Annotated in this window: 17 protein-coding genes; 14 read left to right on the top strand and 3 right to left on the bottom strand. The window is 68.9% G+C overall.

Annotation, left to right across the window (positions count from 1 at the left end; translation table 11 throughout):
• Positions 1-10 precede the first annotated feature (10 nt).
• Both OG555_RS23810 and glgX read left to right on the top strand, forming a co-directional pair.
• Positions 11-2,668, top strand: coding sequence for an MGH1-like glycoside hydrolase domain-containing protein (locus OG555_RS23810; RefSeq protein WP_329474742.1), 2,658 nt, complete (start codon positions 11-13; stop codon positions 2,666-2,668).
• On the top strand, positions 2,665-4,773 hold the full coding sequence (gene glgX / locus OG555_RS23805; protein ID WP_329474741.1) for a glycogen debranching protein GlgX: 2,109 nt from the start codon (positions 2,665-2,667) through the stop codon (positions 4,771-4,773). The genes OG555_RS23810 and glgX overlap by 4 nt, the downstream gene beginning before the upstream one ends.
• Here the strand turns inward: glgX and OG555_RS23800 are convergent.
• Positions 4,770-5,393 (bottom strand): hypothetical protein, encoded by a 624-nt coding sequence (locus OG555_RS23800; RefSeq protein WP_329474740.1) that lies wholly within the window; start codon positions 5,391-5,393, stop codon positions 4,770-4,772. The two genes, glgX and OG555_RS23800, sit on opposite strands and share 4 nt — an antisense overlap.
• 3 nt (positions 5,394-5,396) lie before the next feature.
• A complete protein-coding gene (locus OG555_RS23795) occupies positions 5,397-6,572 on the bottom strand; it encodes a PASTA domain-containing protein (RefSeq protein WP_329474739.1) in 1,176 nt (391 codons plus the stop codon).
• A 128-nt stretch (positions 6,573-6,700) separates the two neighbouring features.
• Here OG555_RS23795 and OG555_RS23790 point away from each other — a divergent pair, with 128 nt between their 5' ends.
• The 3 genes from OG555_RS23790 (at position 6,701) to OG555_RS23780 (ending at position 10,043) form a co-directional block, all read left to right on the top strand.
• Positions 6,701-7,102 carry a hypothetical protein gene (locus OG555_RS23790; protein ID WP_329474738.1) on the top strand — a complete coding sequence of 134 codons (402 nt, stop codon included), beginning with the start codon at positions 6,701-6,703 and terminating at the stop codon, positions 7,100-7,102.
• Positions 7,103-7,110: 8 nt separating this feature from the next.
• Positions 7,111-9,075 carry a LamG-like jellyroll fold domain-containing protein gene (locus OG555_RS23785; RefSeq protein WP_329474737.1) on the top strand — a complete coding sequence of 655 codons (1,965 nt, stop codon included), beginning with the start codon at positions 7,111-7,113 and terminating at the stop codon, positions 9,073-9,075.
• 134 nt (positions 9,076-9,209) lie between these two features.
• Positions 9,210-10,043 carry a ZIP family metal transporter gene (locus tag OG555_RS23780; protein ID WP_329474736.1) on the top strand — a complete coding sequence of 278 codons (834 nt, stop codon included), beginning with the start codon at positions 9,210-9,212 and terminating at the stop codon, positions 10,041-10,043.
• A gap of 25 nt (positions 10,044-10,068) precedes the next feature.
• Here OG555_RS23780 and OG555_RS23775 read toward each other — a convergent pair whose 3' ends face one another.
• Positions 10,069-10,893, bottom strand: coding sequence for a M55 family metallopeptidase (locus OG555_RS23775; RefSeq protein ID WP_329474735.1), 825 nt, complete (start codon positions 10,891-10,893; stop codon positions 10,069-10,071).
• 184 nt (positions 10,894-11,077) lie between these two features.
• Between OG555_RS23775 and OG555_RS23770 the strand changes: the two genes are divergently transcribed.
• The 9 genes from OG555_RS23770 (at position 11,078) to OG555_RS23730 (ending at position 20,931) form a co-directional block, all read left to right on the top strand.
• The gene (locus OG555_RS23770; RefSeq protein WP_329474734.1) at positions 11,078-11,743 is read left to right on the top strand and encodes a response regulator transcription factor; all 666 of its coding nucleotides are present in this window, start codon (positions 11,078-11,080) and stop codon (positions 11,741-11,743) included.
• Positions 11,715-12,809: a sensor histidine kinase gene (locus OG555_RS23765; RefSeq protein WP_329474733.1), complete on the top strand. Its 1,095-nt coding sequence runs from the start codon at positions 11,715-11,717 to the stop codon at positions 12,807-12,809. Before OG555_RS23770 ends, OG555_RS23765 begins: the two co-directional genes overlap by 29 nt.
• Before the next feature lie 271 nt (positions 12,810-13,080).
• Positions 13,081-14,406, top strand: a complete 1,326-nt coding sequence (locus OG555_RS23760; RefSeq protein ID WP_329474732.1) for a right-handed parallel beta-helix repeat-containing protein — start codon at positions 13,081-13,083, stop codon at positions 14,404-14,406.
• A gap of 283 nt (positions 14,407-14,689) precedes the next feature.
• The gene (locus OG555_RS23755) at positions 14,690-15,298 is read left to right on the top strand and encodes a sensor histidine kinase (RefSeq protein ID WP_329474731.1); all 609 of its coding nucleotides are present in this window, start codon (positions 14,690-14,692) and stop codon (positions 15,296-15,298) included.
• Entirely contained in the window at positions 15,295-15,930 is a 636-nt protein-coding gene (locus tag OG555_RS23750) for a response regulator transcription factor (protein ID WP_329474730.1), read from the top strand. The genes OG555_RS23755 and OG555_RS23750 overlap by 4 nt, the downstream gene beginning before the upstream one ends.
• Complete coding sequence (locus tag OG555_RS23745) at positions 15,927-16,640, top strand: response regulator transcription factor (protein WP_329474729.1); 714 nt, start codon at positions 15,927-15,929, stop codon at positions 16,638-16,640. The genes OG555_RS23750 and OG555_RS23745 overlap by 4 nt, the downstream gene beginning before the upstream one ends.
• A 101-nt stretch (positions 16,641-16,741) precedes the next feature.
• Positions 16,742-17,965 carry a DegT/DnrJ/EryC1/StrS family aminotransferase gene (locus OG555_RS23740; RefSeq protein ID WP_329474728.1) on the top strand — a complete coding sequence of 408 codons (1,224 nt, stop codon included), beginning with the start codon at positions 16,742-16,744 and terminating at the stop codon, positions 17,963-17,965.
• Entirely contained in the window at positions 17,962-19,437 is a 1,476-nt protein-coding gene (locus tag OG555_RS23735; RefSeq protein WP_329474727.1) for a polysaccharide biosynthesis protein, read from the top strand. Before OG555_RS23740 ends, OG555_RS23735 begins: the two co-directional genes overlap by 4 nt.
• A 33-nt stretch (positions 19,438-19,470) precedes the next feature.
• Positions 19,471-20,931 (top strand): RtcB family protein, encoded by a 1,461-nt coding sequence (locus tag OG555_RS23730; protein WP_329474726.1) that lies wholly within the window; start codon positions 19,471-19,473, stop codon positions 20,929-20,931.
• The last annotated feature ends 11 nt before the right edge of the window (positions 20,932-20,942 follow it).

The raw sequence follows: 20,942 nt of genomic DNA, 5'->3' as shown, positions 1-20,942 counted from the left end.
GGGAAGAATCATGTCCGAGCTATCTGACGAGTGGTACCTGTGGGGTCCGTACCTGAGCGAGCGCCAGTGGGGCACCGTCCGGGAGGACTACAGCGCCGACGGCGAGGCCTGGAGCTACCTTCCGCACGACCAGGCCCGCTCCCGGGCGTACCGCTGGGGCGAGGAGGGGCTGGCCGGTTTCAGCGACCGCGAGCAGCGCCTGTGCCTCGGCCTCGCGCTGTGGAACGGGCGCGACCGCATGCTCAAGGAGCGGCCGTTCGGCCTGACCGGCGCGGAGGCCAACCACGGCGAGGACGTCAAGGACTACTGGTGGTATCTCGACGCCACCCCGAACCACGCGTGGAACCGCTGGCGCTACCACTATCCACAGGCCACCTTCCCGTACGACGACCTGCGCGCGGAGAACGGCAGACGCGGCAAACACGACCCCGAGTACGAACTCCTGGACACCGGCGTGTTCGACGACGACCGGTACTGGATCGTCGAGGTCCATTACGCGAAGGCGACTCCGACCGACCTCCTGATGTCCGTGCAGGTCACCAACGCCGGACCCGACCCGGCCACGATCCACGTCCTGCCGACCGCGTGGTTCCGCAACACCTGGTCCTGGGACCCGGGCAGTCCGCGGCCCGAGCTCGCCGCGACCGGTGACACGTCGATGCGGATCTCTCACCCGTCGCTCGGAGAACTCGAGCTGCTGGCCGGCCCAGGTCCAGCAGGCGACTCGCCGAGTCTCCTGTTCTGCGAGAACGAGACCAACACCCAGCTCCTGTACGACGTCGCCGCGACGACGCCGTACCCGAAGGACGGGATCAACGACCACGTCGTGACCGGCGCCGCGACCGTCAACCCCGATCGCCAGGGGACGAAGGCCGCTGCCTGGTACCGAATCGACGTCGCACCGAAGACCACGGTCGAGCTGCGGTTGCGGCTGCGGCCGGCCGGCAACGGCCCGGATCCGGCGACCGCACTGGGTCAGGATTTCGACGCTGTCGTCGCCACCCGCCGGGGCGAAGCCGACGAGTTCTACGCCGGCCTCACTCCCCCGGCCGCCTCACCGGACGAGGCGATGGTGATGCGGCAGGCCTTCGCCGGGATGCTGTGGAGCAAGCAGCTCTACTACTACGACGTGGCGCGCTGGCTCGACGGTGATCCCGGCCAGCCGACACCGCCCGCCTCGCGGCAGACCGGCCGCAACTCCCGCTGGCGGACGTTCGACTCCTTCGACATCATGTCCATGCCGGACAAGTGGGAGTATCCGTGGTTCGCCTCCTGGGATCTCGCCTTCCACTGCATCGCGCTGGCGCACGTGGACCCGGCCTTCGCGAAGGACCAGCTGCTGCTGATCTGCCGCGAGTGGTTCCAGCACCCGAACGGCGCGCTCCCGGCGTACGAGTGGGACTTCGGCGATGTGAACCCGCCGGTCCAGGCCTTCGCGGCGCTCGAGGTCTTCGCGATCGACGGCGGGCGTGACCTCGACTTCCTGAGCCGCGTCTTCGACAAGCTGCTGGTGAACTTCACCTGGTGGGTCAACCGCGAGGACGCCGACGGGTCGAACCTGTTCGAGGGTGGCTTCCTCGGCCTCGACAACATCGGGCCGCTCGACCGCTCGCATCTGCCCGTCGGTGGGGTGCTGGAGCAGTCCGACGCCACCGGGTGGATGGCAGGGTACGCGCTGGCGATGACCACGATCGCGGCGGTCCTCGACCGGACCGGGTACCGGCCGGCCCGCGATCTGGTGCACAAGTTCCTCGAGCACTTCGCCGAGATCCGCACCGCGATGATCGCGCAGGGGATGTGGGACGAGTCCGACGGCCTGTTCTACGACCGGATCTCGGTGCCGGGCGGCGGTGTGGTGCCGGTTCGGGTGCACTCCATGGTCGGCATCATCCCCCTGCTCGCGGTCGCGGTGATCGACGAGCAACAACTCCAGCGCTCCGTTGCCCCAGGCAAACAATTCGCCCGTTTCCTGCACCGCGAGGGAGTGCGCGACGCCGAGGACCTGGTGAAGACGGGCGCCCTGCGCGGCGACCCCGGACAGCGGCGCCTGCTGCTCGGCGCCGTCGGTGTCGAGCAGTTGCTGCGGTTGTTCGACCGGCTGTTCGACCCCGGCGAGTTCCTGTCGCCGTACGGCCTACGTTCGCTGTCCGCGTTCCACCGCGACCATCCGTACACGATCGAGATCGAGGGCGTCACCGCCGGCGTGGACTACGAACCGGCCGAGTCGACCACGGCCATGTTCGGCGGGAACTCGAACTGGCGTGGCCCGATCTGGTTCCCGCTGAACTACCTCGCGGCCGAGGCGCTGGACCGTTACCACCGCTTCTTCGGTGACGACCTGCGGATCGAGTACCCCACCGGCTCCGGCGTCCACCAGACCCTCGACACCGTCGCCGACGACCTGCGGGCGCGGTTGGTGTCGATCTTCCTCACCGGTCTCGACGGCCGGCGACCGTGCTTCGGCGGAGTCGAAACCCTGCAGCGGGACCCGAACTGGAACAGCAACCTGATGTTCAACGAGTATTTCCATGGCGATAACGCCGCCGGTCTGGGCGCGGCGCACCAGACCGGCTGGACTGGGATCGTGGCAGACATCATCAGGCGCCGGCACGGCATGGTTCGGCCGCTCGGCGAGGTGCTCCTATCAGTGATCGAGCGGAAGCCATGAGAACGGCACTGCCCGGCAGTCCGTTTCCCCTCGGCGCGACGCCCGGACCCGACGGCACGAACTTCGCGGTGGCCTCGGCGGCCGACGGCGTACTGCTGTGCCTGTTCGATGCTGACGGCAACGAGACCCGGATCCCGCTGCCGGAGCGCGACGGTGAGGTGTGGCACGGGTTCGTTCCCGACGTCGGGCCTGGCCAGGCGTACGGCTACCGTGCCACCGGGCCGTACGATCCCCGCCGGGGCCTGCGCTGCAATCCGGCGAAACTGCTGCTCGACCCCTACGCCGGGGCCATCCACGGCGAGGTGCAGCCCGGACCGGAAGTGCTCGGTTACGCCGCCGACGATCCCGAGGTCCCCAGTGAGCTCGACTCGGCCGGACACGTGCCGCGGAGCCTGGTGACCGACACCGCTTTCAGCTGGACCGATCAGCCCAGGCCGAGACACTCCGTTGCCGACACGATCGTGTACGAGGTCCACGTGAAGGGCTTCACCGCGGCCCATCCCGACATACCCCCGAGGCTCCGCGGCACGTACGCCGGCCTGGCCCATGAAGCGGCGGTCAGCCATCTCGTCGACCTCGGTGTGACGACGGTCGAACTGCTTCCGGTCCATCACTCCGTGCCCGAGGCGGCCCTGGTCGCTCGCGGGCTGACGAACTACTGGGGCTACAACACGATCGGATTCTTCGCGCCGCACGCCGCCTACTCCGCCGCGGTCCGCGCCGGGCGGCCGGGCGGGCAGGTCGCGGAGTTCCAGGCCATGGTCGACACGCTGCACGGCGCCGGTCTCGAGGTCATCCTGGACGTGGTGTTCAACCACACCGCCGAAGGCAACCAGCTCGGACCGACACTGTGTCATCGCGGGCTGCACAACCCGGCGTACTACCGGCTCCAGCCCGACGACCAGCGCTACTACGTGGACACGACCGGCACCGGCAACTCGCTCAACGCCGACAACCCGTTCAGCCTCCGCCTCATCATGGACTCGCTGCGATACTGGCTGACCGAGATGCGGGTCGACGGGTTCCGCTTCGACCTGGCGCCGACCCTGGCCCGTGAGGACGGCGGCTTCGACCGGATGGCGGCGTTCTTCGACCTCGTCGCGCAGGATCCGGTCGTCTCCACGGCCAAGCTGATCGCCGAGCCGTGGGACGTCGGGCAGGGCGACAGCTACGACCTCGGGCAGTTCCCGGCGCTGTGGAACGAGTGGAACGGACGGTACCGCGACGTGATGCGGGACTTCTGGCGCGGCACGGACGGACTGATCGGCGAGTTCGCGAGCCGGCTGTGCGGATCGCCGGACCTGTACCGCTGGGGCGGGCGGCGTCCGACGGCGTCGATCAACCTGATCACGGTCCACGACGGCTTCACCCTCGCCGACCTCGTCTCGTACGACGACAAGCACAACGAAGCCAATGGCGAGGACAACCGGGACGGCAACGACGACAACCGCTCCTGGAACTGTGGCGTGGAAGGACCGACGACCGACCCGGACATCGTGTCCCTGCGTGCTCGGCAGAGCCGGGCGATGCTCACCACCTTGCTGCTGTCCTTCGGCGTACCGATGCTCCTCGGCGGCGACGAGCTCGGCCGCACGCAGCGCGGGAACAACAACGCGTACTGCCAGGACAACGAGATCAGCTGGTTCGACTGGTCCGCGACCGACCCGGAGCTGACGGCGTTCACGAAGAAGTTGATCGCGTTGCGACGTGCGCATCCGGTCTTCCGGCGCCGGCGTTACCTGACCGGCGTCGAGGCCGCCGAGCTCCGCTGGTTCACCCCCGGCGGCGCCGAGATGACCGCGGCGGACTGGAACTTCCCCGGTGCCCGGAGCCTCGCGCTCTACCTGGACGGCGCCGACGACCCGGATCGAGCCGCGGACGGTACGCCGCTACTCGACGACGACTTCCTCCTCCTGGTCAACGGCTGGTGGGAACCGCTGGACTTCGTCATCCCGTCCACCGAGCCAGGTGAGACCTGGGACCTGGAGGTCGACACCTACGCCCCCGACGGCGACCCCGCCACGGACCTTGCCGCAGGCAAGCACGTCACCGTCCGCCCACGCTCGATCACCCTCCTCCACGGCCACCGCGTCACAACCCACTAGGCAGCGGCCACTGAGCTGGTGATCAGTGGGCGTGGTGGGTCCAGGCGGACGACGAGTTCCAGGTCGGCGGTCCGACGAGCTTCGGCCAGTCGTACGCCGTCGAGGGTCAGACTCGCCGTCATCACGCATTCGCCACTGCGCAGCATCGCCAACGTGCCGGCCCGGACGACGGCGTCCAGCGCGGCCACCTCGACGACGATCTCGAGCACGAACTTGAAGCAGTGGACCAGCACGCCGTTCACCACCAGGTCGACGTGCGGCGCATACTTCGACTGGATGCTGTGCGACGCCAGGCTGACGATCTCTTCGCTGCCGCTGATGGCGAGCGTGCGGCGGGCGGCCTCGGTCAGCTTCGCATGCCGCTGCCAGGCGGCGATCAGGACATCGCCGAGATCCATCTCCAGCAGACCGTCCGTCACGGTGGCGATCTCGCGGTCGACCAGGCCGGCCGCCGAACTCGACAACCGACGGACCCTCCGCAGGGCGGTGCGGGTGGCGTGGCGCTCACTGATCGCCTGCCCCAGCGCCTCGGCCGGCTGCGAGCCGGCTCCGAACAGGAGCTCGCCGGCCGTCAGCGGCGTGTCCACAGGTCGATCGGCGGCAAGCGTCGTACTGGTCATCTGTCAGTCCCCCTTGAGAATGTGGACGCCCGCGTCAGCGTGCGGCTCGAGCCGCACGACCGGCATCGGCGGCTCCGAGTCGGACTCCGTGAGCCGTGGAACAACCGCGGGAGCCGCCGGCACGACAATCCGGAGTTTGTTGCGAACCCAGCGCCGATCCAGCCACCGCCGCGCAACGCCGTACGTGACAGCGCCGAACGCCAGTACGACGAGCGCCAGGAGAGCCGCCTTCGACCACGGGAACGGATCGGCGAACGTCACGGTGATCGTGGTCCCGGCGGCGACGAGTGTCCCGGGAGCCGGTTGCTGGCCGGCGATGTCGCGGTCGGCTTCCGCCGTACCGCCGAGGCGCAGCCCGACGGCCGACAGGGCCGAGCGAGCCGCGGCTGCCTGCTCGCCGATCAGGTTGGGAACCGGGACCAGCTGAGGAGCCACGACGGCGGGCTTGATGGTGACGCGTACGGCGTGGCCGACGCCGACCATCGATCCGACCGTCGGGGACTGACTGGCGACGACATCTCCCTCACCGGACGTCACCCGCAGCACCAACCCGAGGGGGGACAGCGTGGCCTTGGCGTCGGCAACCTTCATTCCGACCACCCTGGGAACGCGGACCGTCCGCGGCGTCAATGTTGCCGACGGGACAGCCGTCGACGGGACAGCCGTCGACGGGCTGACTGACGGCGACGGGACTGACGGCGGCGGGACTGTCTTCGGCGGTACGACGAGCGGTGCCTCCGAGCGCGTCACCACGAACAAGTCGTCGTCCGTCAGCTTCGAATCGGTCATACACCGAGCCACGATCGAGTACCGCTGCGCCGTCGCCTCCGCGGGAACGGAGAACGGCACCTCGACCACCCCACTGGTGGGAACCACGGCCGACCCGACTGCCTCGTCGAAGCCCTCCCAGAAGATCTTGACCACGCCGCCTCCGGCCGTTGCGCCGTCGGCAGGCGAGGGAGTCGTCGTGGCCGGCGCATGGCATCCGGCGTACCCCCAGGCGGTGGCGATCACCTTGGTGCCCGGCGGCCCGGCGGACCGATCGAGCCAGAGCGTCGCCGTCGCGTCACTCGCCGCGCGGGCAGGCGCGGCCGCGGTCGACGCGAAGACAAGCACGAGAGCCCCCGCCAGACCCCCGACGAACCAGCGGGCCCCCGAGGCCACGCGCGTACCGTCCATCCCCCATACCTTCTTCGCCGCAACCGTCGGGCAGAACGGTTCCACCCAAGCTGCGGGCTCACAGATACGGAGTCACACACCACCCCCTTTGATACGCTCGACCGCTATCCGGGTGGGGGGAACTACCGATGCAGATTCAGGGCAGTCTGACGATCGACGGCGTCTTGGTCGTGCCGGTCGAGGCGTACACGTTCGCGGTGACCGGGACGATCGCGGTCGCGACCGGGAAGTCGCGGATCTACCTGGAACACGACTACGTCGTCGAGACCGTGCGAGCCGCGGTCCACACCGCTCCGGCCGGGGCCGCGCTCGTCGTGGACGTGAACAAGAACGGCGCCAGCATCTACACCGATCAGGCGAACCGGCCGAGTATCGCGGTAGGCACGAATAGTGCCACCGGCAACAATCCGGCCGTGACCGCACTGGCGGCCGGTGACTACCTCACCGTCGATGTCGACCAGGTCGGATCGGCAACCGCCGGCGCCGGCGCCGAGCTGACGGTGACGGTCCGGGTCCGCCGGGCCAATTAGGGGCGGCTGTGGCGCAATCGGCGGGCTACACGTTCAATGCGAACACAGTCAGCGGTACGACGGTTCGGGACGTTGCGGGCTACTTCCTGCACGGCACCATCGTCGGATCCGCGACCCTGGTCCCAGGCAGGTACGGCGACGGCCTCAACTGCACAGGTGGCGCGCTGCACATCGTCGTACGACCGCCGAAGGCCGGCGACTCCTTCTACCCACTCAACACCGACGGCGGCCTGTCGATCGCCGCGTGGGTCGAGCTCGGCGACAACACCGCGGCAGCCCGTTGCATCGCGTCCGCGAGCAGCGGCGGCGTCCTGAACTGGGCCGTCTACGCCTCGAACGCGAGCGGCAACGTGGAGGCGAAGATCGCCGGGACGACGTACAGCACGACCACGAGCATCCGCGACGGGGAGCAGCACCACGTCCTCGTCGTGTACGACGCCACCCCGTCGACCGACACAGTGAAGATCGCCGTCGACGGTGTCGAGGTGTTGTCGGTCAACGCCGGCACCGCACTCGCCTACTCCGGCACAGAGGTCACCGTCGAGGCCGGGCGGAACACCCTCACCGGCTCCGAGGCGCTCAACGGGATCGTCGACGACCTGCGCTGGTGGAACGACCCGGTCGAGGCGGCGTACTGGCCGGATCTGGTCGCTGCCGAGCAGATCGACCACCAGTTGGCCATTTACCCCTTCGACCACGACAGCGCCGAGGACTTCGGCAGCTACGGGCACGCCCTCACGGTCGCTCCGTCGGCGAGCTTCACCGACGGCTTGTACGGGCGTGCCCTGGTTTCCGGTGCGGCGGCAGCCGGCGCGAGCGGCGTGGTCGGCTTCCCGAACTGTGATCGGCTCGCCATCTGCGGCTGGCTCCGGCTCGACAGCGCGCCCGTCGGTTCGGCCGCCCCGATCCTCGCGATCGACGACAGCTCGAACAACGCGCGGGTCCGCGTAGTGGTGAATACCGACCGGACCGTCACCGCGACCTGGACCACCATCGACGACGGAACGGTCTCGGTGACCAGCACGGCGGCACTCACGGTCGGTCAGTGGACGCGATTCCAGTTCGCGATCAACCCGACGTACGTGCAGGTCCGGCTGGAGAGCGATCAAGCGACCCAGAGCATCGGGGACGGTGTGCCGCACGTGACGCCGGCCATCGACGGCCTGCACCGGCTGCACATCGGCGGTGACGCGAGTAGCGGCGGCCAGATCTCGTACGACTACCTGACCTTCACGAAGAACTTCCTCGCCGAGGTGACCTCGGGTTACTGGAGCGGCGCGCCGGTCGTCACCCCGTACCGGCCGGTCAACGTGGCGCGCGGCGTGTACCACTTCAACGAAGGCAGCGGGACAGTCGTCGACGACAGGTCGCCGTCAGCGAACGACCTCACGTTGACGGCGGCCGGTTCGTGGGTGTCCGGCATCGAGGGGTCGGCGCTCGGCGCCAACGGGACCGGCCCCGGGGCGTCGAGGACCTCCCTCGCCTGGCCGGCAACGCCGCTGGGCTGGGCGTTCTCGGCGTGGGTCAAGTGCCGCTCCAGCAGCAGTGGCGCCCGGTTCCTGGTCCTGCGGAACGGCCAGGTCGAGGTCGCGCACGCGGGCCGGCTGGACGAGTTGTTCTGGATCCGGCTGTTCGGCACCGGCGGCACGACCGGCATCGTCAGCTCGTCGCGTGCGTCGATCCCGGCCGAGACCTGGACGCACGTGGCAGCGTCCTGCGATCAGCGGGCGATCCAGCTCTTCCTCAACGGGGCCGTTTTCACGGTCGAGCCGTACGGCGTCGGGGGACTGCTGCAGCCGGGCGGGTTGCACGTGGGCGGCGACATCCCGGATTCGTCGGTCGCGGACGTCGACGACCTGTGCCTGTTCGACACTCCGATCAGCGCGGCCAACGTCCGCTGGCTCTACCAGAACGCCGGCCACTTCGACGAGCCCGCACCCGCGACCTTCGCCGCCTGGGGGATCTCGCTCTAGCCGGGCCCGGCTGCCGGCTACGGCGTACGTCGGCGGGGTGATCGATGCTTGAACGCTTGAGGACTTGTTAGGTAAGCCTCGCCTGCTCTACAGTCGGCTCGCCGGTTCAGTGGTTCGTCCTTGGAGCACAAGTCATGTCCAGTTCGCAGATCGCCCTACTCGGAGCCATCGCGGGGCTCACCATCTTCCTGGGCCTCCCGGTGGGACGCCTGCGCAATCCGGCGCCGCGCCTGAAAGCCTCCTTGAACGCGGTGGCGATCGGGATCCTGCTGTTCCTGCTCTGGGACGTCCTCGGACAGGCGTGGGAGCCGACCGATGTCGCGTTGACCGACAAGGAGTGGGGCAAGGCGGCTGTCTCCGGCCTGGTCCTCGCGGTCGGCTTGGCCATCGGCCTGGTCGGCCTGGTTCGGTACGACCGCTGGATGGCCCGCCGCAACGCGCCCTCCGCGCCACCGAAGTCGGAAGGTCCAGGGGCAGCCGCCGCCACCGAACTGACTCGCACCACGCGGTCGGCCGCCACCCAGCTCGCCCTGATGATCGCCGTCGGCATCGGACTGCACAACTTCGCCGAAGGCCTCGCGATCGGCAACTCTGCCGCGTCCGGCGAGATCTCCCTCGCGGTGCTGCTCATCATCGGTTTCGGCCTGCACAACGCCACCGAAGGCTTCGGCATCGTCGCGCCGCTGGCCGCTGATGGCACCCGCCCGTCGTGGGCGATGCTCGGCCTGCTCGGCCTGATCGGCGGTGGCCCCACCTTCATCGGGACCTTGATCGGCGAACGGGTGGTCAACGACACCCTGTCGGTGGCCTTCCTCGGCTTGGCCGCCGGCTCGATCCTGTACGTCGTGATCGAACTCCTCGCCGTCGCCCGCCGCTCCGGCCTCAAGGAGCTCACCACCTGGATGATCCTCCTCGGCCTCCTCCTCGGCTTCGCCACAGACGCCATCGTCACCGCCGCCGGCGTCTGACCACCCGGACCCGCGAGGCTGCGGGCTATTCGCTGACTCCTCTGCTCAGTAGGACGGCGGCGATGAAGGTGCGGAAGAGTTGCAGAGGGTCGTCGTTGCGGATGGCAACGACCTGCTCGTCTTGTTGTTCGACGCCGCGAAGCGCGCAGGCCAGTTCGGCGAGTGCGCGGTTGTGGTAGCGGACGGTCAGCTCGGCCGGCCGCGTGATGGCCGGCGGCCGGAAGTCGGGCAGCCGTTCCAGCGCGCGTTGCGCACCGTCCCGGATCAGCCCACGGGCAGTGTCCGGATGCAGGGACAGGGCTGCGTTGTGCGAGATCGACTCCTTGACGACGACCGCCTCGATGTCGGGGAAGAACGGCTTGGCCTCATCGATCGTCACCCGGTCACCTGAGATGAGCACCACCGGTACGCCGTAAGCGAGCGCAACCAGCGCATTGACTCCGGCCTCGCCCGTGATCACACCATTCAGACGCACTTCGGCGATGGCCCGGGGGTTGTAAGTGTGGTGAAGCACCGACGACGTGGAGCCCGCCGACCCGTGGTACGAGACCAAGAAGGCCGCGTCGAAGGTCTCGTCCAGACCCTCCATCATGTACAGCGGTTTGTGCCGTCCGGACAGATAACTCGCACGGCCGTGCAACTCGTCCGGCCGGAGATTCTGCATCGTCGAGTGTGAGTCGTTGACCAGGAACTCGGTTGCCCCGGCGGCAAGCGCCCCGTCGATCGCGGCGTTGACCTCCGCCTGCAACTGCCCTCGGTAGTACTCGTACTCCTGACTGGGACCGCGACACTGACTCCAGTCGACAACGCCGGCGGTTCCTTCCATATCTGTCGACAAGAACACCTTCACAGCTGCCTCCTCGTGCAGTTTCGCCGACTCTGGGCGACCGTACCTGCTCCTGCCCCGAGCCAACCGCTGTGACACAAGCGATTGAAGGCGGAACGATTGGGTCACAAGCCTTCCCATGGCCGCTGCGGACAGTGAGAATGACCTGCGGAAGCTAACGCCTGGTCATCACCTGAGGGGGGCGAGGATGACCAAGATTCTGGTGATCGACGACGAGCCGGATCTGGTTCGGTTCGTCCGTCGCGCGCTCGAGGCCGAGGGCTACCAGGTGCTGACGTCGACCAACGGGCTGGACGGCATCCGGCTCGCGCTGGATCAGCAGCCGGCCCTGATCGTGCTCGATCTGGTGATGCCGGGCATGCACGGCGAGGCGGTGCTCTCGGCCCTGATGGCACAGGATTCGGCGTTCCGGGTTCTCGTCCTGTCGGCCACGGCGGATGTCCAGCTCCGGATCGGCTGCCTCGAGCAGGGTGCGGTCGACTTCCTGGCCAAACCGTTCGCGGTCCGGGAGCTGGTCGCCCGGGTCCGGGGCCGGCTCGGCGAGGACACCGCCCATCGGCAGAAGAACCGGCTGCGGGTCGGGGACATCGTGCTCGACCTGGAGGCCCGCCAGCTCCTGGTCGACGGCCGGCCGACCGTGCTGTCCAAGCGGGAGTTCCTGCTGTTGCGCCACCTCATGCGCAATGCCGACGTCGTCTGCTCCCGGCAGGAGTTGCTGTCGGAGGTCTGGGGATACGACTTCGATCCGGCGACCAATGTCGTCGACGTCTGTGTCGGACGCCTGCGGTCGAAGGTCCGCCCCGATCTCATCGTGACGGTGCGCAATGTCGGCTATCAGCTCCAAAGCGCCTGACCGCCGGGCGCAGATCGCGGTCTTCCGCTCGCGCCCGCGGGTCGGAATGGTCATCGACGTGGCCGCCGCACTGCTCGTCGTGGCGATGATGGGACTCATGTTTGCCCTGCCCAGCCACGAGGCCGGGCCGTACCACATCATGTTCCTCGCGCTCGCGCTCGCGTACGGGTACCGGATCTGGCCGGTCGTCCCCACCGTCGCCGCGATCGTCGTGATCACCGCGCTGAGCGGCTGGCTGATGATCACCCACGCGTCGGAAGGCGTGCTGGCCCGGCCCGAACTCGCCGAGATCCCGCTGATGCCGCTGGTGCTCCTGGTCATGGTGTGGCACGCCCGTCGCCGGGTCGCGGCCGTCAAGCAGGTGGAGCGGATGGCCGCGCGGCAACTCGAGGCGGTCGACCGCGAGCGCGAGTTCTTCACCGACGCCTCGCACGCGATCCGGACGCCGGTGACCATCGCGCGTGGGCACCTGGAACTGATAGCTGCCGCGGATCTCGACTGCGAGGTCCGAGCGGATCTGGAGGTCGCACTGCGGCAGATCACGCGGATTACGGCACTGTCCAATCGCCTGCTCGCGCTGGCCCGGCTCGACTCCGGCGACGCCCTCCAGAAGCAGTCGGTCGACCTGGGCGAACTGGTCCGCGAGCTCGTCGCCAACTGGTCCACATCTTTCGACCGGGACTGGCGGGTCGAGGGGGCGGCCAGCTGTGTGATCACGGCGGATCCGGAGTGGATCACGATGGCGCTGGACGCACTCGTCGAGAACGCGGTTCATTTCACCGCGGAGGGCGCCAGGATCAGCGTCCGCTGCCGGCGCTCGGGCGGCAAATGCCGGGTCGTGATCTCCGATTCGGGTCCGGGGATCCCGGCGGAGGACCTGCCGCATGTGTTCGACCGGTTCTGGCACCGGATGCCGCCGTTCGGTCCGATGGGAACGGGACTGGGGCTGTCGATGGCGCGGGCCGCGGTCGCCGCTCACGGCGGCACGATGTCGGCCCGCAACGGCGCCGGCGGTGGCGCCGAGTTCGAGCTGGCCGTCCCGGCCAATGGCAGGTCGCCCATCTGACCGCTCGATGACAGCGACGTCATCTTTCTTGTCTTCGGCCGGAATGCGGCGCAACCTGCTGAGGGGGAACACGCTGCGTGCGTCGACAGTCTCGGATGCACCCCCACAGGCTCCGGGCGCCGGGTCGGTCCCGGCTATCGACACCCCCCCTCGTCGTGGCCGGCACAGGACCTGCCCGGCCCGGCGTACGCAGCCCTTCTCATCCCGGCAGCACACCGTCATACGTCGATTGCGCGATGCGACCGGAACCCGGCCGGTCCACGCTGGACGTATGACGCTCGTGGGGAGAACTTCGGCGGCCGTCGTGCTGAGCGGCCTGATGCTGGCGAATCCGTTGATCGCGCGCGGCGCGACGACGGATCTGTTCGTCGACAAGTCCATGCCCAACTGCTCCGACTCCGGCCCGGGTACGGCGACCACGCCGTACTGCACCGTGGTCAAGGGAGTCAGCAAGCTCGCGGCCGGCTTCACGCTGAACATCGGGGACGGGACCTACGCCGAGACGATCAAGCCCGCCGTCTCCGGGACAGCGTCGGCCCCGATCGTCATCACCGCATGGCCGGGCCGCAATCCGGTCCTGAGTCCGGCCAGCTTCGGTGCGAACATCTCGTCGCGCAGCTTCGTCACCGTGTCAGGGTTGACCTTCAGCGGCACCAAGTACGACGGCGTCTACGTGACGGGCAGCAACAACATCACGGTGACCGGCAACACGGTGACCGGTGCGGGGCAGCCGGTGTCGGGTAAGACCGTCCCCGGGATCAGCATCCGCGGCTCGTCCGATTCCGTTGTCAGCAGCAACAACGTGCACCACAACAACGGCACCGGCATCCTGGTCACCGCCGGGTCCACCGGCATCCTGGTGACCGGGAACTCCGCCAGCTTCAACGCCGAGGGGTACCGCCGGAACGCCAATGGAATCAACGTGATCAGCCCGGGCAACACCGTGCTGCGCAACGTCACGCACGACAACGAGGACTCGGGCATCCAGTTCTACACCGGCGGCGACAACAACCTGGCCGCGCTGAACGTCACCTACAACAACGGCGACCACGGCATCGACGACCTCAACGTCACCGGCGGACGGCTGATCGGCAACACGGTCTACCGCAACTGCACGACGGGGATCAACGTCGAGGGCACGTCGGGCAACTACCAGGTCATCGACAACGTCGCGGTCGACAACGGGGTGTACCCCGCCTACAACGGCATCTCCTGTGCGCGGCGCGCCGGCAACATCGGGATCTGGGACTCGGCGCCGTCGAGTACGACGGTCGACCACAACCTGGTCTGGCTGACCACGAGCGGGAAGATGTACGCGTTCGGCACGACCTTCACCTCGCTGGCCGCCATGCAGGCGGCGACTCATCAGGAGGCGCACGGCGTGCAGGCCGACCCCAGGTTCGTCTCGCCGGCGGCGTGGAATCTGCGCCTGCAGGCCGGCTCGGCCGCGATCGACCGTGGCGACTCGGGCGTCTCCGGCGCTCAGTCCAGCGATATCGAAGGCCTCCCACGCGTCGACGACCCGGCGACGAGCAACGCCTTCGCCGAGGGGCCGCGAACCTACGACGACCTCGGTGCGTACGAATACCAGCCCTGATCGCGCTCTGTGATCAAGACGTCGTTTGAACAAGCTGAACAGAAGATGACGTGAAGATGACCGAATCATGACGTATGGGCGAAAGCCTCCACCTTCTGACCGGTGAAGTCCTGTACTGGAGGTCTAGACCGAGACGCGTGCCTTGGGGGCTCGAGCAGGCAGGCCGGGACGGTGGTGACCGTCCGTGGTCGTCGAGGACTTGGAACGCGGAGCTGCGGGGGCAGCCAGCTCGGTCGGGACCTGAGGGGGGTCACCGATGGGGGTCGTCAACGTTTCACGGCCGATGAGTGGGTCATCTGCCGAAGATCTGAGTCAGCTCTGCCACGACCTGCGGCAGTACGTCGCGGCCGGTCTGCTGCTGTCGGAGACGTCGTCCGCGGCGATCGACGACGGCGCGGTGCTGGGCAGGATGAGTCTGATCCATCAACAGTTCACCGCGATCGCGGAACTGCTGGACGTCGAGCCGGACGCCGGTCATCAGATCGGCGGCGTCAATCTGACGCAACTCGCGGGTGAGTGCGCCGACGTCGTCCGGCTGACCCACCGGGTCTCGGTGATCTGCGAGCGCTCCACACTCGTCGTGGCCGCCGGCGACCAGGTCCTGCTCCGCCGTGCGATCGGAAACCTGCTCGACAACGCGTGCCGGGCGGCCGGCGGCGCGGGCACGGTTCAGGTCCACGTCGGAGCTGCCGACGGCGAAGCTTTCGTCGAGGTGTCCGATGACGGTCCTGGCTTCGGTGACGTCGCCTCCGGGACCGGTCATGGCCTGAACGTCGTTGCCCAGGCGGTGCGCGCGTGTGCGGGTCGCCTCGAGCTCCACAGCGCACCGGGTGCCGGTACGACGGTTCGTCTCTGCATGCCCGCCGGACCGCGCTCGGTGAGGTCGGCATGAGACTGGCGATCTGCGACGAGCAATGGCTGTTCGCATCGGTCCTCGCGAGCGCACTCGACCGGCTGGGCCATGAGGTCGTCCTCACGACAGACGATCCGGCCGAACTCCTCGACTCGGCTGGGCCGTTGCGGGTCGATCTCTGCGTGATCGACGTTCCCGGACCGCCGACGACGGCCGACCTCGGCGAGTGCTTGCACGAACTGACCCCGGCGCCGTACGTCGTCCTGCTGGCCGACTCGCGCGACGACGGCGCCCGGGATGCCTACGACCGTGGCTTCGCGGACGGGCTGGTCAGCAAAGCCTCCGGCCTGCAGAGCCTGGTCCAGGCGATCGACGCCGTTGCCGGCGGTGGCCGGGTGTCCGAAGGCTGGCTGACCGCGGATCGGCGGCGGCAACCAGTGGTCGTCGACGCCCTGACGGCCCGGGAGCTGGAGGTCGTGCGCCTCGTGGTGCGTGGCTACTCCACCCAGCAGATGGCCGACGAGCTCGCCGTCAGCCGGCACACGATTCGCACGCACGTTCAGCAGGTCCTCCGAAAACTCGGCGTCCACGGCCGCGGGAAGGTGGCCCGTGCGGCCGCCACCGCCGGGCTGGTCGACGTCAGTGAGCTGGCCGAGGGCCGGCACCGGTGACCGGCCAGGACGATGTGGTGGTCCTGCTGGTCGACGACCATCGGGTGTTCGCCGAAGCGCTGGCCGGAGTGCTTGCCGCCGAGCCGGGGATCAGCCGCGTCAATCTGGCCTCGACACTCGACGGGGCGCGAGGGCAGCTGCGCACCGATCCGCCCGACCTGGTCCTGCTCGATCTGGCCCTGGCCGACGAGTCCGGATACACCCTGCTCGCGGATCTTGCGGGACCGCCCGATCCGCCGGCCGCGATCGTGCTCTCCGGCAGCACCGAGCCGCGGTTGATCGTGCAGGCTCTCGAGGCCGGCGCCCGCGGTTGGCTGACCAAGACCACCCGGCTGAACGCCTTGATCGCCGCACTGTGGCAGGTCCTCGACGGTCACATGTATCTCGCCCCGGCGACGCTGCAACCGGTGCTCACCCACCTGCTGGCCGACGTGCACAGGCAACGAGCCGCGGCCGCTTTCGTCGACCAGTTGACGCCCCGGGAGCTGGACGTCCTGCGCTGCCTGGTGTCCGGGATGACCCGATCCGAGGTCGCCCAGCATTTGTTCGTTTCCACGAACACCGTGCGGACCCACATCCAGAGTCTGCTGCGCCGCTCAGGGCAGCACTCGGCGCTCGCACTCGTCGCCTTCGCGCGCTCACACGGCGTGAAGGGAATCGACGAGACGGAAGCGTCCGTCATCGCAGTGCGCCCCGGATCACCCTCTTGACGTAGGCGTTCTCGTCTCGTCGTCGGGCGCGGGCCACAGTCACAGCCCGTAGCGTCGAGGGAAATCAGGGGGCCCTGAGGGGGCACTGAGGGGGCATCGGGATGACAACCCGAATCAATGCTGTGCCGCGCGCCGTACCGGCCGACGAGGTCGCCGTACCGTTCGCGGACTGTTACATCACCGCGGAGGCGCAGGCCGCCGCGCTGCGCGTCCTGCAGTCCGGGTGGGTGACCACCGGCCGTGAGGTGGCCGCGTTCGAGACGGAGTTCGCGACCGCTGTCGGCGCGGAGTTCGCCGTCGGCGTTTCCTCTTGCACACAAGGGATCGAGCTCGCGCTGCGGTCGCTCGGACTGCCGAGCGGCTCACTGGTGCTGAGCTCGACGATGACGTTCTGCGGCGCCGTCCAGGCGATCATCCACGCGGGACATCAGCCCGTTCTGGTCGACGTCGACCCGAGGACCGGGATGCCGACTCCGGCGACCGTGCGCAACGCCGTACGGGCGTTCGGCCGGCCTGCCGCGCTGACCGTCGTCCACTGGGCGGGTGACCTCGCCGATGTGCCGGCACTGGCCGAGGCCGCCGGGCTGCCGCTCGACCGGGTGGTTGTCGACGCGGCGCACGGACTCGGCACGTACGCCGGCCGCACGCCGATCGGCAGCGGTTGCGGCGCCACCTGCTTCAGCTTCTACGCCACCAAGAACCTGCCACTGGGCGAAGGCGGCATGGTCACCACCGACGACCCGGCCCGTGCGGAGTGGTTGCGCAAAGCTCGCCTGCACGGCATGACGGCCGACGCCTGGCGACGGTATCTCCCGGGCGGGAGCTGGCGTTACAACGTCGCCGATGCGGGCCTGAAGGCCAACATGACCGACATCCAGGCAGCGATGGGACGGGCGCAACTCACCCACCTCGCGTCCTGGCAACGCCGCCGTACGCAGATCGCGGCCCGATACGACGAGCAGCTGGCCGGACTTCCCGGCATCCGGCTGCCGCACCGTCCGGATCCTGAGCACGGTACCCACGCCTGGCATCTGTACCCGATCCGGGTGCAGCTCAAGGGCGGCATCGATCGCGACGAGGTGATCGCCGGGCTCTCCGAGCGCGCGATCGGAACCTCCGTGCATTTCATCCCGGTCCACCAACTGGCGTACTTCAGCCAGGCCGCCCTGGTCCCGCCCGCCGGACTGTCCGGGGCGGACGTGCTGTTCGGCCAACTGCTGTCCCTCCCGATCTATCCCCGGCTGACAGACGACCAGGTCGACGCTGTCTGCACCGCGATCGCCGACATCGCCCACCAGGGAATCTCCGGAAAGGGAACGGAATGAGTCAGCCTCTGCTGCTACACCCGCGCCAGGCGAACCTGCTGCGGGCCATCGTGCTCGGGGCCGGCGAGGCCGGCCTCGCGCTGTCCCGCGACCTGCACCGGGTCAGCTCGTTCGGGCTGCAGCCGGTGGGGTTCCTCGACGACGACAGCGCCAAACAAGGCCGGCGGTACGGAGGCCGCCGGGTCCTCGGCACCCTGGCCGACCTCGAGCAGGTGCTCGAGCGCTACCGGGTGGACGTGGTCGTCGTCGCCATTCCGTCGATGCCCTCACACGAGGTGAGGCAGCTCGGACTGCGGGCCGCCGCCCAGGGCGTGACCGTGTTGCATCTCCCGCCCTTCTTGTCCGCTCTGCAGCGACAGATCGCCGGCACCGACATGCGCGCCCTGCAGGTAGGCCCGCTGATCGGCCGTCCGGAGATGCATGTCGTCAGCCGCCACGCGGCCGAGGCGATCGCCGGCAAGCGGGTCCTGGTCACCGGCGCGGGCGGCTCGATCGGCAGTGAGCTCTGCCGGCAGGTGCACGGGTTCGGCCCGGCCGAACTGATCATGCTCGACCACGACGAGTCGAACCTGCACCGGACCCAGCTCGAGCTGTGGGGCGAGGCGCTGCTGGACACCGAGAACACGGTCGTCGCCGACATCCGCGACTCCGAGCGGTTGTTCCAGCTGTTCCGCGACCACCGGCCACAGATCGTCTTCCATGCCGCCGCGCTCAAACATCTGCCGGTGCTCGAGCGGCATCCCTGCGAAGGCGTGAAGTCGAACGTGCGCGGCACCGAGAACCTGGTCGAGGCGGCCATGGCCCACGACGTCGAGCGGTTCGTGCTGATCTCGACCGACAAGGCGGCCAATCCGACCTCGGTGCTCGGGGCAACCAAACGGCTGGCCGAGCTCGTCCTGGACGCGCAGCAGCCATCGTCGACGGTGCTGACGGCGGTACGGTTCGGCAACGTGCTCGGGAGTCGCGGTTCGCTCCTGCACGTCGTCCGGGACCAGCTCGCCAGCGGCTCGCCGGTGACGGTCACACACCCCGACGTGAGCCGGTTCTTCATGACCATCGAAGAGGCCGTCGGCTTGGTGCTCGAGGCGGTCCGGATGTCCGACGGCTCGGCGACGTACGTGCTCGACATGGGTGAGCCGGTCCGGATCGTCGACCTGGTGCAGAACTTCGCCAGCCTGCTGAACGTGCGCGACGTGGCCTTCAAGTACACCGGGTTGCGGCCCGGCGAGAAGCTCACCGAGGAGCTGTTCGGCGCCGGTGAGGAGGCGCTGCCGACCGACCACCCGCGGATCTCGATGACGCGGCCGCCGCAGGCCGCCGCCGGCTTCCGGGCCGGCCTGCACGAGCTGTACGACGCGGCCGCCCACAACCGCGCCGACGAGGTGTTCCGGCACCTGCGCCGGCTCGTGCCCGAGTACAGCCCGTCCCCCGGGCTCGTCTCGGCCGGGTCGCCGTACCCGGACGACTTCTGACCGACACGTTCCGACGACGACTGCGAGCACAGCATGACCACTGAGGCCAGGCCACCACTGGACGTCCGCGTCCTCGACGGCACCGTCACCCAGCCCCCGACGGTCTTCGATGACAGCCGCTTGTTACCGGCTGACCGAGCGACGATCACCGCGCTCGGCCATCGGGTCGAGGGCGCGGACCTGGCCGCTCCACCCGTCGTCCTGCCCGACTTCCACCACAAGTCGAAGATGGAACTGCCGTCCAGCGTCGCCGTCGCGACCAGCGGAACCATCCGCCCGGACCTGACCAGCTCGTCGGTGAACTGCGGCATGGCCCTGATCGCGGTCGACACCGAGGTCCCCGACGACAAGGCCGTCGACGTGTTCATGCGCGCGGTCCGGCAGCGCTACCCGTACCCGACCCGCGGCACCCGCGAGCTCACCGGGCAGGAGGTGGTCAAGGCGGTCCGGGACGGCTCCGAGTTCAGCGTCGACCGCTGGGACGCCCCGGCCGACGACCTCGAACGGATCGAGGAGGGCGGCCGGATCGACCTCGAGCGGTACGGCGGGATCGACCGGCTGCGGTCCGAACTCCCCGGCGTCGCCCTCCAACTGGCCCGGTACCGCTTCGGCACCGTTGGTCCGTCCAACCACTTCGTCGAACTGCAGCGGGTCGAGGAGATCCTGGACCCGGACCGGGCCGCCAAGCTCGGCGTCACCGAGGGCCAGCTGACCATCCAGTACCACGGTGGCGGCGGGGTCTTCACCGGCGAGATCGGGCGGCTGTTCTTCCGGCGCAAGGACTACCCGCGCCAGATCAAGGCCGTCAACGCGGCGCTGAAGCCCTGGTTCCACCTGCGGTCCGCCCGGTCGTTCCAGCAACTCAAGGCACGGCTCAGCCTCTACTTCACCGATGGCTGCACGCCATTGGCCCTGGCCAGTGACGAAGGCCAGCGGCTGATGCTCGCCACCGCCGCCGCGATGAACTACGGATTCGCCTTCCGGACGGCGACGTACGCCGCCCTCCGGCGCATCGCGGCGGAATCCTTCGGTGGCGCCACCGGCCGGCTTGTCGTGGATTCACCCCACAACAGCATCTACGAGGAGCCGGTCGGTGCCCGTACGGGCGTCGTCCACCGCCACAACTCCTGCCGGGCCTTCCCCGCGGAGCTGATGACGCCCGGAACCACCTTCGCGGATACCGGCCAGGCGGTCCTGCTGCCGGGTACGCACCGCACGTCGAGCTACCTCGCGGTGGCCGGCGACCAGGCGGCCACCAGCCTGTACTCCGCCTGTCACGGCGCGGGCACCGTCGTGTCCGACCTGGTGACCCGGGGCATCTCGGGCACCGACCCACTCCATCGCCGGACGCGTCGCTTCCGGTATGACGACGGTGCTCCCACCGACGCCTGGCACTTCGACGACCGCGGCGTGGACGCCGCCCTCGACGTTCTCGTCCGCAACGGCCTGGTCAAGCCAGTCGCCCGGATGCGGCCTATCGCGGTACTCCACTGACGGTTGCAAGA

This window comes from Kribbella sp. NBC_01484, assembly GCF_036227145.1.
In the GTDB taxonomy this organism is placed as follows: domain Bacteria; phylum Actinomycetota; class Actinomycetes; order Propionibacteriales; family Kribbellaceae; genus Kribbella.
The sequence above is the reverse complement of the archived record's forward strand: the minus strand, read 5'-3'. Positions and strand labels throughout refer to the sequence as shown.

Coding starts and splice junctions, on each gene's coding strand:
- OG555_RS23765 (WP_329474733.1), top strand. CDS start 11,715: ATGTCGGCTATCAGCTCCAAAGCGCCTGACCGCCGGGCGCAGATCGCG.
- glgX (WP_329474741.1), top strand. CDS start 2,665: ATGAGAACGGCACTGCCCGGCAGTCCGTTTCCCCTCGGCGCGACGCCC.
- OG555_RS23750 (WP_329474730.1), top strand. CDS start 15,295: ATGAGACTGGCGATCTGCGACGAGCAATGGCTGTTCGCATCGGTCCTC.
- OG555_RS23770 (WP_329474734.1), top strand. CDS start 11,078: ATGACCAAGATTCTGGTGATCGACGACGAGCCGGATCTGGTTCGGTTC.
- OG555_RS23755 (WP_329474731.1), top strand. CDS start 14,690: ATGAGTGGGTCATCTGCCGAAGATCTGAGTCAGCTCTGCCACGACCTG.
- OG555_RS23780 (WP_329474736.1), top strand. CDS start 9,210: ATGTCCAGTTCGCAGATCGCCCTACTCGGAGCCATCGCGGGGCTCACC.
- OG555_RS23810 (WP_329474742.1), top strand. CDS start 11: ATGTCCGAGCTATCTGACGAGTGGTACCTGTGGGGTCCGTACCTGAGC.
- OG555_RS23730 (WP_329474726.1), top strand. CDS start 19,471: ATGACCACTGAGGCCAGGCCACCACTGGACGTCCGCGTCCTCGACGGC.
- OG555_RS23735 (WP_329474727.1), top strand. CDS start 17,962: ATGAGTCAGCCTCTGCTGCTACACCCGCGCCAGGCGAACCTGCTGCGG.
- OG555_RS23790 (WP_329474738.1), top strand. CDS start 6,701: ATGCAGATTCAGGGCAGTCTGACGATCGACGGCGTCTTGGTCGTGCCG.
- OG555_RS23800 (WP_329474740.1), bottom strand. CDS start 5,393: ATGACCAGTACGACGCTTGCCGCCGATCGACCTGTGGACACGCCGCTG.
- OG555_RS23740 (WP_329474728.1), top strand. CDS start 16,742: ATGACAACCCGAATCAATGCTGTGCCGCGCGCCGTACCGGCCGACGAG.
- OG555_RS23795 (WP_329474739.1), bottom strand. CDS start 6,572: ATGGACGGTACGCGCGTGGCCTCGGGGGCCCGCTGGTTCGTCGGGGGT.
- OG555_RS23760 (WP_329474732.1), top strand. CDS start 13,081: ATGACGCTCGTGGGGAGAACTTCGGCGGCCGTCGTGCTGAGCGGCCTG.